Here is a 334-nt window from a genome sequence, read left to right as displayed (position 1 = left end):
ATTGCTCGACGACGCGTTGCAGCTAGCAGAAATTCATGTGAAAGGCGAAGGTAGCCACTATGAGGTCATTGCCGTTGACGAATCTTTTGACGGTATGAGTCGTGTTAAGAAGCAACAGCTTATCTATGCACCTTTGATGGAATACATCCAACGCAATGATATCCACGCGGTATCAATCAAAGCTTTTACTCCTGATGAGTGGCAGCGCGATAAAAAACTCATGTCGCTTTAAGGATTAGTCATGGAAAAATTCCGAGTAACTGGATCGTCTGCACCACTCAGTGGTGAGGTTTCGATTTCTGGCGCTAAAAATGCGGCCTTACCTATTTTATTC

At 44.3% G+C, this 334-nt stretch carries 1 protein-coding gene; it reads left to right on the top strand.

The genetic code is table 11. The features are described from left to right. Position 1 precedes the first annotated feature (1 nt). Complete coding sequence (gene ibaG / locus AB4585_RS27005) at positions 2 to 232, top strand: BolA family iron metabolism protein IbaG (protein ID WP_372171817.1); 231 nt, start codon at positions 2 to 4, stop codon at positions 230 to 232. Positions 233 to 334 lie beyond the last annotated feature (102 nt).

The organism is Vibrio sp. 10N.222.49.C9 (assembly GCF_041474985.1).
GTDB classification, from domain to species: domain Bacteria; phylum Pseudomonadota; class Gammaproteobacteria; order Enterobacterales; family Vibrionaceae; genus Vibrio; species Vibrio crassostreae_C.
The sequence above is the reverse complement of the archived record's forward strand: the minus strand, read 5'-3'. Positions and strand labels throughout refer to the sequence as shown.